At 49.8% G+C, this 13,027-nt stretch carries 16 protein-coding genes; 9 read left to right on the top strand and 7 right to left on the bottom strand.

What is annotated here, in order from left to right:
- Positions 1-119 precede the first annotated feature (119 nt).
- Both tca_RS02950 and tca_RS02945 read left to right on the top strand, forming a co-directional pair.
- Positions 120-539 (top strand): EamA family transporter, encoded by a 420-nt coding sequence (locus tag tca_RS02950; protein WP_269889795.1) that lies wholly within the window; start codon positions 120-122, stop codon positions 537-539.
- Between the two features lie 74 nt (positions 540-613).
- Positions 614-1,075 carry a GyrI-like domain-containing protein gene (locus tca_RS02945; RefSeq protein WP_048060861.1) on the top strand — a complete coding sequence of 154 codons (462 nt, stop codon included), beginning with the start codon at positions 614-616 and terminating at the stop codon, positions 1,073-1,075.
- Positions 1,076-1,145: 70 nt separating this feature from the next.
- On the opposite strand, the gene tca_RS02940 is transcribed toward tca_RS02945, so the two are convergent.
- On the bottom strand, positions 1,146-1,679 hold the full coding sequence (locus tag tca_RS02940) for a hypothetical protein (RefSeq protein WP_238374236.1): 534 nt from the start codon (positions 1,677-1,679) through the stop codon (positions 1,146-1,148).
- A 72-nt stretch (positions 1,680-1,751) separates the two neighbouring features.
- Between tca_RS02940 and tca_RS02935 the strand changes: the two genes are divergently transcribed.
- The 4 genes from tca_RS02935 to tca_RS02920 are packed head-to-tail and all read left to right on the top strand — an operon-like array spanning position 1,752 to position 3,767.
- Positions 1,752-2,138: a GerW family sporulation protein gene (locus tca_RS02935; protein WP_010876265.1), complete on the top strand. Its 387-nt coding sequence runs from the start codon at positions 1,752-1,754 to the stop codon at positions 2,136-2,138.
- Between the two features lie 7 nt (positions 2,139-2,145).
- Entirely contained in the window at positions 2,146-2,700 is a 555-nt protein-coding gene (locus tag tca_RS02930; RefSeq protein WP_269889794.1) for a DUF2953 domain-containing protein, read from the top strand.
- A gap of 24 nt (positions 2,701-2,724) precedes the next feature.
- The gene (locus tca_RS02925; protein WP_048175416.1) at positions 2,725-2,928 is read left to right on the top strand and encodes a hypothetical protein; all 204 of its coding nucleotides are present in this window, start codon (positions 2,725-2,727) and stop codon (positions 2,926-2,928) included.
- 29 nt (positions 2,929-2,957) lie between these two features.
- Positions 2,958-3,767: a CPBP family intramembrane glutamic endopeptidase gene (locus tca_RS02920; protein ID WP_048060859.1), complete on the top strand. Its 810-nt coding sequence runs from the start codon at positions 2,958-2,960 to the stop codon at positions 3,765-3,767.
- 35 nt (positions 3,768-3,802) lie between these two features.
- Here tca_RS02920 and tca_RS02915 read toward each other — a convergent pair whose 3' ends face one another.
- The 4 genes from tca_RS02915 to tca_RS02900 form a co-directional block, all read right to left on the bottom strand.
- Positions 3,803-4,663 carry a sulfurtransferase gene (locus tca_RS02915; protein WP_010876261.1) on the bottom strand — a complete coding sequence of 287 codons (861 nt, stop codon included), beginning with the start codon at positions 4,661-4,663 and terminating at the stop codon, positions 3,803-3,805.
- 105 nt (positions 4,664-4,768) lie between these two features.
- A complete protein-coding gene (locus tca_RS02910) occupies positions 4,769-5,173 on the bottom strand; it encodes a hypothetical protein (RefSeq protein WP_010876260.1) in 405 nt (134 codons plus the stop codon).
- Positions 5,174-5,212: 39 nt separating this feature from the next.
- Positions 5,213-6,142, bottom strand: coding sequence for a magnesium transporter (locus tca_RS02905; protein ID WP_143485753.1), 930 nt, complete (start codon positions 6,140-6,142; stop codon positions 5,213-5,215).
- Positions 6,143-6,152: 10 nt separating this feature from the next.
- On the bottom strand, positions 6,153-8,402 hold the full coding sequence (locus tca_RS02900) for a histidine kinase dimerization/phosphoacceptor domain -containing protein (RefSeq protein ID WP_010876258.1): 2,250 nt from the start codon (positions 8,400-8,402) through the stop codon (positions 6,153-6,155).
- Between the two features lie 98 nt (positions 8,403-8,500).
- Between tca_RS02900 and tca_RS02895 the strand changes: the two genes are divergently transcribed.
- Complete coding sequence (locus tca_RS02895) at positions 8,501-8,956, top strand: methylated-DNA--[protein]-cysteine S-methyltransferase (RefSeq protein WP_231855346.1); 456 nt, start codon at positions 8,501-8,503, stop codon at positions 8,954-8,956.
- A gap of 49 nt (positions 8,957-9,005) precedes the next feature.
- On the opposite strand, the gene tca_RS02890 is transcribed toward tca_RS02895, so the two are convergent.
- Positions 9,006-9,278 carry a hypothetical protein gene (locus tca_RS02890; protein WP_048060858.1) on the bottom strand — a complete coding sequence of 91 codons (273 nt, stop codon included), beginning with the start codon at positions 9,276-9,278 and terminating at the stop codon, positions 9,006-9,008.
- Between the two features lie 257 nt (positions 9,279-9,535).
- Between tca_RS02890 and tca_RS02885 the strand changes: the two genes are divergently transcribed.
- Both tca_RS02885 and tca_RS02880 read left to right on the top strand, forming a co-directional pair.
- On the top strand, positions 9,536-10,864 hold the full coding sequence (locus tag tca_RS02885) for a YifB family Mg chelatase-like AAA ATPase (RefSeq protein ID WP_286709122.1): 1,329 nt from the start codon (positions 9,536-9,538) through the stop codon (positions 10,862-10,864).
- Positions 10,865-11,034: 170 nt separating this feature from the next.
- Positions 11,035-12,057 carry an adenylosuccinate synthetase gene (locus tag tca_RS02880; protein WP_286709121.1) on the top strand — a complete coding sequence of 341 codons (1,023 nt, stop codon included), beginning with the start codon at positions 11,035-11,037 and terminating at the stop codon, positions 12,055-12,057.
- 205 nt (positions 12,058-12,262) lie between these two features.
- On the opposite strand, the gene thiD is transcribed toward tca_RS02880, so the two are convergent.
- Positions 12,263-13,024 (bottom strand): bifunctional hydroxymethylpyrimidine kinase/phosphomethylpyrimidine kinase, encoded by a 762-nt coding sequence (gene thiD / locus tca_RS02875; RefSeq protein ID WP_286709120.1) that lies wholly within the window; start codon positions 13,022-13,024, stop codon positions 12,263-12,265.
- Positions 13,025-13,027 lie beyond the last annotated feature (3 nt).

Raw genomic sequence — 13,027 nt, 5'->3', positions numbered from 1 at the left:
CTATATTTCTGTTAACATGTAAATAAGGTTTGGTGGCCTGTTTTTGTGGGTAGGTCTTTGTGGTCTGCCTTTGCATAGCTTTAATGGTCTGATTTCATATATTAATCTGAGGTGATGTTTTGAACTACTTTGTCTTCGCGCTACTTGCAGCTCTCATGTTCGGTCTTGCCCCGGTCTTCAGCAAGATAGGTCTTGAGGGGCTTAACCCCGGTGTTGCCCTAACCATAAGGAGTTCGGTGATAACCATGATCATGCTCATATGGGTCATGTTCAATGGGGGTGCGGAGGCGCTTTCAGAGGCAGGTCCCAGGGGATGGTTCTTTCTGGCTCTTGATGGGATATCAGCGGCCCTCCTGGGACAGCTATTCTACTACTACGCCCTCAAATCGGGGGATGCCTCTGTGGTTGTCCCGGTGGTTGCAGCCTTCCCCATCTTCACGGTGATGGTTGCGGCACTACTTCTGGATGAGAGCATAACGGCGACAAGGCTTGCCGGCCTTATGATGGTTGTTGCTGGTGTGATCCTTGTTAGAATGTGATCTAACACAGTTTTTTGCGAAATTTAGATAAATTTTTATCACTTGAGGTTGATAAGATTAATGGAGAGGTTTTTATGGAGATAAGTGAGAAGATGGTTGAAGGGATTCGTGTGGCCTACATTGAGTGCAGGGGAAGCTATGAACGTATACCGGAGTACATCTCTGAGGTTGCGGGATGGGTGCTTAAGAACGGTCTGCAGATGACAGGCCGTGTATATGGGACATACTACAACACTCCAGAGGAGGTTGATGAGGAGGAACTCCTCTACGAGATAGGTGTTTCCATTGCAGGTGAGGCCGAAGCGGATGAAAGGGTTAAGATAAAGAACCTACCATCCCACAGGGTCATTGCAGCGTTACATGAGGGACCATACACTGAGGTGGGGCCGGTTATACATGCCCTCATCGAATATGCGATGGAGAATGGCTATGAGATTACAGGGCCTGTGACAGAGGTTTACCTCAACAGTCCACTGGAAGTTGACGAATCTGAGCTCCTTACAGAGGTCCAGATCCCTGTTAAACGGTCAGAATGATAATTTTGAGGGATCTAAAGATCCCCCTCAAACTTTAAAACCATTTTTAGCACAATCAGTATTTTTTGTCTTAGGTTTTCAGAGGTATTTCCACGCTATTTGAGTTTGTGCTGTGTTTTCCGGTCATATCTGTGTAGCTTACACCGAAGCCCCCTATAAAGTAGGGGTTTGACAGCGTTGCGTCATCTCCAAAGTCCTTCTTAACCTCCTCCTCTGTGGGTATGTAAATCTGGACCTGGAATTCCACCTGTTCACCGGGTCCTATAACAGAGAAGCTCCTTTCGAAGTCCTGTGAAGAAACCTTAACGTTTTTGGCGGGACCCTCACCATCATTTCTCAGTTTACACTTCAGAGTGATATTTGTGCCTGGTTTTGCAGTTTCAGGTCCTGCCTGAGTTGCGACAATCCTGGCTGAGCCTGGTTTATGGGTTTCTGTTTTATTGGTTCCCAGAGTTTCCGGGCTGGTGTTACCATCTGCACTGCCATTTCCATTTAGGATGTAGACTCCAGCGGCGCCTGCAATAAGAAGCACCACAATTAAAGAAACCAGTTTTAAATTCATATTTACCGCCTCCAGATTTAATAGAGATATGGGTCCTTTCATTATAAATGTTTTTGGATGTTTAATGGGAAAGTGCATATACTTGAACGATCACATAATATCAATGTGGTTTAAATGAAAATTGAAGAGCCGATTAAAACGACCGTTGAGGAGCTTCGCAAACTCCTCGACGTGAAGAACCTTGTGGGTGAGGCCATTGAAAGCGAGGACAAGATACTGATACCCCTGATGAAGATGGGGGTTGGATTCGGGGCCGGTATGGGTGAAGGAAGGGCTTCAACATCGGATACTGGCGCCGGAAGCGGCGCAGCTGCCGGGGCAGGAGTTGAACCCGTGGCGGTCATCGTTCTGCTGAAGGGTGTTGAGGGACCCGGGGGTGTCAGGGTCATAGATCTAACTTCAGGTAGGGGGAGAGTTATAGGTGAACTTGGATCCGCAGTCACCGATATAATAAGGGAGATCTCAGATAAGGGGGATTCTGAGGTAAAACGGGGAGAATAAGGTTTTCATGAAATTCCTCATCCTGGCGGTTCCACTGGGGCTGCTGGCTGCGCTGCTCATCTCACCCTACACCCTGGTCATCAGGGGTACTAAGAAGGGGCAGAACATGGATTTCAGGCTTCAGATCCTGCTCTGGAGACTTGGAATATTCAGAAAAAAATTTAAAGGTGCTGATAAAGAAAAGGGTGAGGAATTTGAGTTTAAAAGGCTGATTGAACTGGCACGCAGGGCCCTAATTGCCAGAAGGGATATTATGGATCTTGCAGGGAGCGTCCTATCTTCAATTAACCTTCAGAGACTGGAACTGACTGTTGATGTGGCCTCGGATGACTTGGCAGGGACCGCAGAGCTCTCAGGTTACCTCTGGACCATTTCAGCATTGACTGCAGGGGTGAGGAATGTTGAAATAATGGTCAGACCTGACTTTTCAGGTAATGAGGTGAATGGTGTCCTTGAACTCAGCTTAAGGGTGACACCCCTCAGGCCACTTCTAACATTTCTCATGCTCCTCAGGAGGAGAACTTTCAGGGAATTCATCTCAGGTCTCCGGGCTTTCTCATGACTCTTATGATGCTGGTGTGTGTTAATGAGGATAATTGAGGGGGCATGTCCCGCTGCAGCTGTGGATGCCGGTGGCAGGCTTTTAATACCCGTCTTCAGGGTCAGCTTCATCCTCACAGAAAAGGGTATAAATGCAGTCTCACTGAAACCTATACTGTGTATCGTGATGGAGGGTGAGATGAGGTACATCGTATCCCTTCAGGGTCCCTGTGACCCTCATACCCTTTAAGTTGCACTGATAAGATTCTGGTGATTATGATGGAGAATGATCGCATATCAGACTTTTTCATTGTGGCATTCATATTTTCATGGGTACTCTGGATACCTGTAGCAATGGTCTCTGCGGGCTTCAGTTTTCCCCAGCCCCTGCAGGCATTCCTTGAAAGCCCCTACAACCCTGCAGCATTCGGCCCAACACTTGCAGCCGTTCTCCTGAGCTACAGGTATGGCGGCCGGGATGAACTGCTGGCACTCCTCAGGAAAGGTGTTAATTACGACTTTCACAGGATCTGGTGGCCTGTAATCCTCTTATTCTTTCCTGTGCTAACTGCAGTGGCACTCTACCTGGGTGTCCTGTGGGGTGACCCCCAGCCGTACCTCTACTGGACCTCACAGCCCCTCATGGTCATAATGGTGTTCATTTACATATTCTTCCTCGGAGGGCCACTGCAGGAGGAATTCGGGTGGAGGGGCTATGCCCTTCCACGGCTTCAGAGGAGGTACTCGCCAATCTACGCGGCCCTGATAATAGGGTTCATATGGGGGCTCTGGCACATACCCCTATTCTTCATTGGGGGTAGCATACAGTCCCAGGTCCCATTCTGGAGTTTCATGATCCTTATAATCTCTGCCTCGGTGATATATACCTGGGTCTACAACTCCACAGGCAGTATACTGGCCACCATGATAATCCACACAACGGGAAACCTCTCATACTTCCTCTTCCCGGTCCAGGGCACCCTTGCTGGAGGAATATTCCTGATGATTCTGAACGTGGCTGCAGCCCTTGCTGTGATGTTATTTGCGGGATCAGAACTTAAAACAGACTTCGGTGGTCAGGGGCACTGAATTTTTCATGGATAAAAAAATAATTTGAGGGTTCATCAGCGTGGGTCCGGACCCGTGACTGTGGGGTTGTCCTCTATCTGGGTCCACTCGGTGAATGATCCCTCATATATCCTGACATCAGGGTACCCAAGGTACCACCTGAAGAGGAGGAACTCGTTCGTCGCCTCCCTGCCGGTGCCGCAGCTGCAGATTATCTTCCTGTCGGGTGTTGCACCCACTGAATTTACGAGTTCAAGTATCTCATCCTCTGGCTTCAGCAGGGTCCTGTTTTCTGGGTCCATGAGGTCAGCCCAGGGGAGGTTAACTGCGCCCGGTATGTGCCCGGGTTTTATCCAGGGGCCCTGCCCCTCATAGACCTCTGCCGGTCTTGCATCGAGCAGCAGAACGTCTTCATCGTCCTTTATCCTTTTGAATTCAGGGTACTCTATGTAGAAGTCCTCCTTTGTCACAGCAGAGAAACCGGATTCCTCAACCTCAGGGAATACCTTTGTTAATTCTCCACCGGCCCTCTTCCACTCTGCGAGTCCGCCATTGAGTACCAGAATGTTTTCATGGCCAAACCTTGCAAGGCTGTAGGCCACCATGGTCTGCTCGAGACCATCACCCCAGCCCTTGACTCCGCCGGTACCTGTGTATACAACGGTGGGCCTGTTTTCGATCCCTGCCTGCTGGAATATCAGCTCGACTGCTCCCTCAGGGATGTACATCGCCGGTGCCTTCCCACGGGGCTCCCTGAAGAGGCCCTCGTTGAGGTAAACTGCTCCGGGTATGTGTTCAAGTATGTAGTCGTGGATGTTTGGCTGACAGTCTATTATGGCAACATCCTCCATATTCTCCATCAGCCATTCAGGCGTCACCCACCTGACACGGCCGTCCCCCTTACCATATGGTTCCATGGAATCACTCCTAACATATTATGTAATAAGTATGTCATCGATAGATATACATTTTTCGATGGAAGCATGAAAATAAGAAACAATTAAAGAGATCGGTTGAAAATGTTATAAATTGTTGAACCTGCCATCCCTGAACCTTTCTCTGTAGTGTATGAGGGCATCGGGTTTCTTTCCTGTTATCCTTTCAGGCAGGCTCTGGTTCAGGAACCCCTCCACCACGTCTTCAAGTATCTCGAGCCTCTCCCTTGCCTCATCGAGGAGGTCCTTGGTTATCTCTATGCGGTGCTTCAGGCGGTTATTCTCATCCTCCAGTTCCTGGAAGTCCCTTAGCTTGAGGTCAAGTCTCATAACCTGCAGTCTGTTAACCTCCTCCTGCAGCCCGGATTTTTCGGATCTGATCTCATCGACCCGTCCCATGCAATCGGCGAGCTTCAGTTCAAGTTCCCTGATCTTCCTGTCCCTTTCAGCTATCTGGTTCTCAAGTTCCTCAATTTTCTCTTCAGGATCCATGTGTCTGTCTCCTTACATTAAATCTGAAATCATAGGTCTTCAAAGGAGTGATGAGGCGACACTAAGGTATATCAGTGTGGTTGTGAAGTCACTGAGTATGGTTGCCAGGGGTCCGGTTGCAACCGCAGGGTCATAGCCCATCCTCCTGAATAGGAGGGGTGAGACCGTGGATATTAAAACCGCTGCTATTATACTGAAGAACATGGATACGAAGACTATCAGTCCAAGTAAAGGGTTCATGCGGGTGACCCCTGCCATCAGCCCGGCGAAGGCAGAGGATAGGGCGCCTATTGCAGCTGCGACCAGGAACTCTCCCTTTATGTACTTGAGGTGATTCATTGATGGATCAACGGCTATCTCCCTTATTATGAGGGCCTCTGACTGGGTCCCCACGGCGTCGCTCATGTAGACCATCACGGGTATGAATGATGCCAGGGCTATGAACCCTGAGAGCAGGTCCTCAAATCTGCCTATCATTGAGGCGGTAACGGTACCACCCACCACTCCTATGATGAGCCAGGGAACCCTTGACTTCACCATGGACCCGGGGCTCCTCTTCTCATCAACCACGCGGTGGAAGACACCACCAAAGTGCAGCATGTTCCTGTCAGCCTCAACCTTCAGTATCCTTATGATTTCATCATAGGGCACAACACCCCGGAATCTGCCCCCACTGTCAACAACCGGAATGGCCTTAATTCCATGTGAAAGTGCCAGGTAGGGTATATCAAATGGGTCATCTTCGGGGGTGAAGCATATTATGTCGCGGTGCATGAAGTCCCCGAGGATTTCATCGTGGGATAGGATCTCACGGATTGATACGACACCGGCCAGAGTATCACTGTCAAGGATGTAAACGTAGTCTATGGTGTCATATTCGCCCATCTTCCTTCTTATCATCTCGAGGGCATCCTGGCTGGACATTCCAGGCGATGCAGTCGGTACTCGCTCTGTTATCCGGAACTCCATAACCATCCCCTCAGTACCTTTCTCTGTATCCAAGTTCCCTGAACCTTAAACTTACAGATAGACCATCCTCTGTTTCTATTTTCAGTTCACCATCAAGCTGGTCTGTCAGGGCCCGTATAAGGTACCAGCCCATGCTTCCGGATTTCTCCAGGACCTCCGGTGATTCAAGGCCTATCCCATCATCCTTCACGGTAAGTTCAAGGGTCCCGTTGAGGGATCTGAGCTCAACGGTTATGTTATCTGCCCCTGAGTGCTTGAGGGAGTTACTCACAAGTTCGTTGACCATGAGACCAATGGGGAGACTGGTCTCAAGGTTGAATTCAAGGTCCTCTATGCTGGAGCTGATCCTCACATCCTTCCCATGGGTCTGTCCCTGGCTCAGCTTTGAGAGGATGTTGTTGAGGTAATTCCTGATCCTTATTGTTCTGAGGTTTGTTGATCTGTAGAGGTGCTCATGGACAAGGGCTATGGACCTTATACGCTCACGGCTCTCTCTCAGGACATCTGAAAGTTCCTCTGACTCCAGCTGACGCTCCTGTATGCTCAGCAGGCTTGATATTATCTGGAGGTTGTTCTTGACCCGGTGGTGTATCTCCCTCAGGAGGAGTTCCTTCTCCTGGAGGGACCTGCGTATCTCTGTCTGGTCCTCGATTATGATTATACGTTCATCCCCAACCCGGGCGACCCCTATATCGGCGTATATGACATCTCCATTTGATCTCAGGAGCCTTCTTTCCCCTTCAAAGTCCTCTCCTGCATCCTCGGGGTGTATGAGGTCCATCAGGTTCCTTCCAATCAGCTCCCCTCTCTGGTAGCCCAGAACGGATTCAGCCCTCCTGTTACAGTCCCTTATGATCAGGTCATCACCAACCGATATTATCGGGCTAGGGGCGAGTTCAAATATCTCCCTGTACCTCATCTCACTCATCTCGAGGGCCCTTGTGGCTCTCTGGAGTTCTGTGATGTCATCCCCTGAGATTATGCTGCCCCTGAATTCACCATCCTCCCTGAGGAATACAACGTGCCATGTGACGGTTTTCCTGTCGCCCTTACATGTGAGTATCTCACCGGTCAGATGATAACCCTTACTCCCGGAGCTGATCTTTTCGGTGTATAGCTTTTCCCGCCACCCCCTGTCTTCAGGGGGTACGAAGGTCATGAACCAGTTTTTCCCTGCGACTTCCCCTGCGTCACACTCAAGGATTTCAAGGCCCCTCCTGTTTATGAGCTTCACACGGGTTTTCTCATCGAGGACCATTATGAGGGACCCCGCCACCTCCAGGTAATTTTCAGCCCTCCTCCTTTCATTCTCAACATCATTGAGGAGGGCCATGTTTTCCTTCATGGAAAGGTGCTGCCTCAGAATGAAGAGGACTATTATGAATCCAAGGGACACTAAGAGCACGGTGGATTTTTCAGCACCACCCTTAATCACGCTGTAGGCCGTTAAGAGATAGAACAGTATTATAAAGATATAGGGGGTGTATGTGACAGCTGTGACCTTTTTTTCAACATATAAGGGCTTTGACCAGTCCTCCTTAAAGAATTCATTCACTGCAATGAGGAGGAGAATGTAACTGAATGCCCAGAGGAGGTCCTGGGGTGTTCCTCCAGCATAAATTCCTGTAAGGTTCTGGTATGTGAAGGATATATCTGCTGCAAGGAGGATGATTATGCTTGCAAGGAACACGTGGAGGGTCCTTGATCTGAGGTGCCCCAGCTTGTTTATTATGAGGTCCATTATCATGAAGACTATGAGGAGATCGCCCAGGACATACAGTGTTGATACCAGGACCTCTGTGAAATCTCCTCCTGCAAAAACTGTGGGCTCAAGGAGGAAGACCCAGGCGGCAGATGCAGAGGCCACGAGGATTATCAGCAGGTCTATGATTGATCTAAGGTCAGAGTATCTTTTGATGGGTATTGTGAATATGCCGGCTGCGAAGATGGGGTAATAGAGGAGGTAGAACAGGTCTGCAACTGATGGGAAGGGATTCAGGGACAGTATACTCTCAAGTATGAACCAGGTGAAGTCTCCGAGGAATGAAAAGAACTGGGCAGCGGATAGAAGGAGCAACGTGAGGTAAAGGTGCGGGTAAACCTTCCTGGAGTATATGCAGGCATATGAAAGTCCCATGAAGGCTGCAAGGTTTGTTATGACGTTTATAAGTGAGACAGCATCCCTTTTAAAGGGCAGGAACTGGGATATGACTGAAAGAATTAACATCACCGTTATGAATATCTTGAGGTTCCTATCCATCGTGACTCCCCATTTAATAATTCATGAAACAATTTGAGTGTATGTACACCTTGATTAATATTCATGAAGCTGAAACATTTAAGTGTATGTACACCTTGATGCATCCTCTGATAGATATCGGTGTTGTATGGGGCGATGATGGTGTAACTGCCATAATCCTTCTTGAGGGGGTTAAGAAGTATTCAAATGACTCTTCTCCTCCCATGGCCATTAAGAAACTCCTGGATTCAATTAGAATGTTCCTGGATGGATGTGAAGTTGACTTTGATTTATCAGTCCTTGATTTTGGGGGCTGCACAGAATATCAGCGGAGGGTCCTTGATGTGGTCTCCTCAATTCCCAGGGGCTCGACCCTCACCTACTCTGAGGTCGCAGCAAGGGCAGGTGGGAGTCCACGCAGCGCTGCCGGTGCACTTTCAAGAAACCCATTCCCGCTTGTAATACCATGTCACCGTGTCATAAGAAGCGATGGGAATGCCGGAGGTTATCAGGGAGGTGTTAAACTCAAAAAGAGGCTTCTTGAGATGGAAGGAGTTTCTTTAGAGGGCCAGTAGAATGGAAAGATTATCATGTAGAGTGGTGCTGGTGTCTCTGGTGTCCTGTTCAGAACAGGAAGATTATCATGTAGAACAGGAACATGACGGCAGCTATGGTGATGGATTGTTTTGCCTTCCGTGGTTTTTCACCGTGCCAGATGAGGAACCCTATTATACCGGCAAGTGGAGAGAAAAGGAGGATCAGGATGAACTCAGGGGCGCTGAGACCCTCTCTACCTGTGGATGGTATATGGTCTGAGGTTTTGACATTTTGCTCTTTTCCTCTGATAGTATCGGGCCTTTCAGGGTCCATGCGGGTTCTCATCTTTCTTTTGGGCATCTGGACCACCTGGCACACTTATTTATATTAAAAGTCCCTAAAATATCTTTTCGTGGTGGGTAGCGCGGTACTGCATGGTCCACAGCACTCCTCCGGGGAACCTTTGCAGCTGATACCTTCGTAATATGGAAGTTTAACGCAGTTAATTTTCAGCAGTCACCTCCGCCGGCACCCCCTGACCATCGGGGACCAAAACTTAAGTTATCCAACCTATTATATTATCCAAGAGACAGATTTCTATGTGAAGGAGTGGTTGAATGGATTACTACCATGACGAGAAGATGCAGGAACTCTTTGAGCTGCTCAAACAGCCAAAGACACTTGATGAGATAGACCTATCAGCAAACTTCATAAAAAATCTGCTTCTGAAGATCATAGCAACCTATGGGAGCATACAGGTCAACAGGATCCATGAGATAACAGGGCTCCATGTCGACATACTGGAGGCCTGCCTCAAGGAGATGGAAAAGGATGAACTCTGCGCCCCAACAGGTGGAGGCTTCCTCTTCCCCAGCGTAACCTACACAATCAAGAAACAGGGCCAGAAACAGGCCGAAAAACTCATGAGGGAGAACCCATACATCGGCATGGCTCCGGTGAGTTATGACTCCTACTTTGAGATCATGGGACGACAGCTTGAAGGCAGGTTCCCCATAAAGATCCCCCAGGAGGTTATAAATAAGGCCTTCAGGGATGTGGTCGGCAATGAGAGTGCAAAGAGGACCCTCATAGAGGGTGCCATAGGAGGCAAGGGGCTCTTCATCTATGGACCCCCGGGTACAGGTAAGACCTTCATAACAAGCAGGATGTCGGATCTCCTGCCACCGGTGGTAATACCCAGATATGTTGAGTTCAGTGAGCAGGTCATACAGTTCTATGACCCCGACTTCCACAGGATGTGCCCTGAACAGCCAGAGGACCCACGATGGGTTAAGATATACGCACCATTCGTATTCACAGGTTCTGAACTCACCAGCGATAAACTTGAGAGTAGATACGACCCCAACAAGGGAGTCTACGAAACATCACCAATAATAAAGGCCAACGGAGGAGTGCTCCTCATCGACGACCTTGGGAGACAGAAGGAGGACCATAACGCCCTCCTCAACCGCCTGATAGTCCCCCTTGAGAACAAGAAGGACATGATCTACGTTAAGGGGTCACCCATCGTCGTCCACACCCACTTCATACCCGCATTCTCAACCAACCTTGACATAACCATAATGGATGAGGCCCACCTGAGGAGGGCGCCCCTCCATGTGCTGCTTGAAAAGCCAACAGTGGATGAGATCGTTGAGGTTTTCAGGCGCAACCTGGAATCAATGGGTGAGGACTACGACCCTGAGGTACTTGAAAGGTTTGCACAGGTATACAGACCCATAGGTGAGGGGGGAGAGGGTATGCAGCCAACCTTCGCCCATGCAAGGGACCTTGCCCAGATAGCCCAGGCAGTGAGAATAAGGAAGGGTGAGGACAGGATAACCGTCCAGACCATGGAGGAGGCACTGCAGCAGCATGTGCTGATAGCCCTCCAGAGGAAACTGACTCCCATGCTATTTGAGCGTATAATAAGGAAGAAGACATGACCCATTTCATCACAGAACCCGGGATGGAATCCAGCTACATCCTGCTGGAAAAGGGCGTTCATCCTGAGGTGGGAGACCCCCTGAAAACTGGAGGTTAATGCTGAGGTGGGAAAAACTTTTATTGGATACCCCTTAATATATGAGAGGCAGAAATTTTAGGGAGAATCACCATGACATGCACCGTTTTAGTTGGAGGAGGATGGGGTGACGAAGGTAAAGGCAAATGTATCACATATCTCTGTTACAATGACAAACCATCAATAATCGCAAGGGCCGGTGTGGGACCAAATGCGGGCCATTCCGTTGAGTTCAGGGGAGATAAGTACGGGCTCAGGTTAACCCCATCAGGTTTCTTCCATGAGGATGCAAGGCTCCTGATAGGGGCGGGGGTCCTGGTCGACCCGGAGGTCTTCCTCCATGAGATGGAGTACCTCTCAAAGTACAGTGTCGCTGAGAGGACAGGGGTTGACTACAGGTGCGCCATAATAGAGAGGAAGCACAAGGAGCAGGACCAGTCCTCCAGTTACCTCTCAAAGAAGATAGGGAGCACAGGCACCGGGTGCGGCCCGGCCAATGCTGAGCGCGTGATGCGGACTGCGAAGCTCGCCCGTGAAGTGGAGGAACTTGGGGACTTCCTGACGGACGTCCCCCTTGAGGTCAATGAGGCACTCGATGAGGGCGAGGACGTATTTGTTGAGGGCTCACAGGGCTTCGGCCTCTCCCTCTACTACGGGACCTACCCCTACGTTACGAGTAAGGACACAACTGCAAGCACCGCGGCTGCAGATGTCGGCATAGGACCCACAAGGGTTGATGAGGTCATAGCCGTCTTCAAATCCTACATCACAAGGGTGGGTGAGGGCCCATTCCCAACCGAGATCAGCCAGGAGGAGGCTGAGGAGATGGGCCTTGAGGAGTACGGTACCGTCACAGGTAGAAGGAGGAGGATAGGCCTCTTTGACATGGAGATGGCCCGTGAATCATGCATGATCAATGGAGCCACGCAGATCGCTGTAACCTGTGTCGACAGGCTTTACCCTGAATGTGAACGTGTCAGGGAGTACTCGGACCTTTCCGCTGAGGTTAAACGTTTCATTGAGGATATAGAATCCGCAACAGGGGTCCCGGTTACCATAATATCCACGGGGCCATCACTTGAGGATACGATTGACCTCCGGGATGAACTCCTTTAGACATAATTTTTTTATTCCACTGACTGAACTTTTTGTTTAAGCTTTCCAGATCCCAGTGAACCTTTATCAAACTATCAATTCTGCAGACCATACGGGTTAAGCTGTACGCAATGAATCAGATTCAAACATTTTACAGCTACAAAAAACTCATCAGGATATGATCCGGTAAGGCCGGAATAAAATCAGAATTTTTTTCAGTAATGGATTACTCAGGGTACCTGCTGTGCATCCAGAACTGATTGAGGGTACCGTGGTGCCCGTGCCTTATGGCCTCCCTCACAAAGCTGTCGGCCATCCTCAGGGCCTCCCCCAGGTCAAGTCCCCTCTCAAGGTAGGCTGCCGTTGCAGCTGAGAAGGAGCAGCCACTTCCATGGGTGTTCCGGCTATCAAGAAGTTCCCCCTCAAGAACCTCCACATCACCGTCGATCTGGATCACACTCCTCCCGCCAAGGTGACCCCCCGTGATTATGACATCGCAGAGTTCACCTATGACCCTGGCAGCCCTGATTGCATCATCCACGGTCCCTATGGGGACATCTGAGAGCCTCTCTGCCTCAGCGACATTGGGTGTCACGATAAGGGCCTCAGGGAGGAGGTGCCTCCTCAGTGCCCTCACAAGGTTCCCCTCTGAGAGTTCACCCCCGGATGCAGCCACCATGACCGGGTCAACAATCACCCTCAGACCGTACTCACGCACCTTCTCTGCAACGGCCTCGACTATCTCTGCACTGTAGAGCATTCCTGTCTTTGCATGCACAACTGGAAGGTCCTCCATCACCAGGTCGAGCTGTTCCTCCACAAATCCGGGGGGTACCGGCATTATGCCGGAGACCCTCCCCACGTTCTGGGCTGTCAGGGCGGTTATGACGCCTGCACCGTACACCCCCAGGGCAGAGAAGGTCTTTATATCTGCAAGTATACCTGCCCCTCCTGATGGGTCGAAGCCTGCGATTGAGAGCGCCAGCATGAT

Origin of the sequence: Methanothermobacter sp. EMTCatA1, assembly GCF_002356395.1 — an archaeon.
GTDB classification, from domain to species: domain Archaea; phylum Methanobacteriota; class Methanobacteria; order Methanobacteriales; family Methanothermobacteraceae; genus Methanothermobacter; species Methanothermobacter thermautotrophicus.
Note: the sequence above shows the minus strand (reverse complement) of the source record. Positions and strands in the feature narration are given on the sequence as shown.